Genomic DNA, 1,716 nt, shown 5'->3' with positions numbered 1-1,716 from the left:
CAAAATCCGCGGCTTCCGCATTGAGCTGGGTGAGATCGAGGCTGCTGTGGGTGGGGTTGAGGGGGTGGCTCAGGCAGCTGTTGTAGTACGGGAGGATCGGCCTGGCGAGAAGCGGTTGGTGGGTTATGTGGTGCCCGCGGATGTGGAGGCGGGTGTCGATACGGCCCTGGTGCTTGAGAGGGTCAGGGGTCGGCTTCCTGATTACATGGTGCCCACCGCACTCGTCATGCTTGAGCGCCTGCCGTTGACGGGGAACGGGAAGCTGGACCGGGCGGCATTGCCTGTTCCTGATGTTGCGGTGGCTGCTTCCGGGCGAGTGGCGCGGACACCTCGGGAGGAGGTGTTGTGCCGGCTGTTCGCTGAGGTTCTTGGGGTGCCTGGCGTCGGGATCGATGACGGATTCTTCGATTTGGGTGGCGACAGCATCGTCTCCATCCAGCTCGTCGCCCGCGCACGCGCTGCCGGTCTGGTGTTCACGCCGCGGGATGTGTTCGAGCGTAGGACTGTGGAAGCTCTCGCCCAGATCGCCACAGAGCCTGGGGCCGAGGACGCGGGGAGCGGCATCCCCGGAGGTGGGGTGGGTGGTGTTGTTCTCACGCCGGTGGTGCATCGGTTGCGTGAGCTGGGTGGTGGGGTGGACCGGTTCAGTCAGGGTGTCCTGCTCCAGGCACCCCCCGGGCTGGGCACACAGCATCTGAGGACTGCGGTGCAGACGGTCCTCGACCACCACGACGCCCTGCGTGCCCGTCTGACCGTCCGCGACGACTCCACGTGGGATCTGGACATCCCGCCTGTCGGACAGATCGACGCCACCACGTGTGTGCGGCGGGTGGATGTCACCGGTGTGGCCGACGACGATCTGGACGAGGTCATCGCGGTGGAGGCGGACTCCGCCCGCGGGCGGCTGTCACCCACGTCGGGGGTGATGGTTCAGGCGGTGTGGTTCGATGCCGGTCCTGAGGTGCCGGGACGGCTTCTGATGGTGGTGCACCACCTGGTGGTCGACGGAGTGTCCTGGCGCATCCTCCTCCCCGACCTCCAGACCGCCTGGCAAGCAGCCACCACCGGCGCGCCGTGCGTGCTGCAGCCGGTGGGGACTTCTTTGCGGCAGTGGGCGGCGGGTCTGGCCGAAGCCGCCCAGGACGCACGGTGGGCGAAGGAACTGCCCTGGTGGCAGAACGTAGCGAACACCCCCGACCCGCTCATGGGCACGCGCGCTCTGGACCCCGCCCAAGACACCGCGAGTGGTGCACGGCGGCTGACGGTGACGCTGGCTGCCGAGCACACCCAGCCCCTGCTGACCGACCTGCCCGCCCTCTTCCACGCCGGCATCAACGATGTCCTCCTCACCGCCCTGACCCTGGCAGTGATGCGCTGGCGCACCGCCCGCGGCCAGCACACCGGACAAGGACTGCTGGTCGACCTGGAATCCCACGGCCGTCACGAGAGTGTCGTGGAGGGGGCCCGGTTGTCGGGGACGGTGGGCTGGTTCACCTCCCACCACCCCGTCCGCCTGGACGCGGGAATCTTCAACCAGGCCCAGGCCTGGGCGGGGGGAGCCGACCTCGGCCGCGTCCTCAAACGCATCAAAGAACAACTCCGCGCCACCCCCAACAACGGCATCGGCTACGGACTCCTGCGCCACCTCAACCCCACCACCACACCCCACCTCACCGATCTCCCCGTCCCGCAGATCGGCTTCAACTACCTCGGCCG

The 1,716-nt window shown here is 68.1% G+C and carries 1 protein-coding gene; it reads left to right on the top strand.

The genetic code is table 11. The annotated features are described in order from the left end of the window. Positions 1–46: 46 nt before the first annotated feature. Positions 47–1,716 (top strand): condensation domain-containing protein (locus tag CCN51_RS60405; RefSeq protein WP_425444805.1); only part of this gene is annotated, 1,670 nt, incomplete at its 3' end.

The sequence above is a fragment of the Streptomyces milbemycinicus genome, from assembly GCF_002154605.1.
GTDB classification, from domain to species: Bacteria; Actinomycetota; Actinomycetes; order Streptomycetales; family Streptomycetaceae; genus Streptomyces; species Streptomyces milbemycinicus.
The sequence above is the reverse complement of the archived record's forward strand: the minus strand, read 5'-3'. Positions and strand labels throughout refer to the sequence as shown.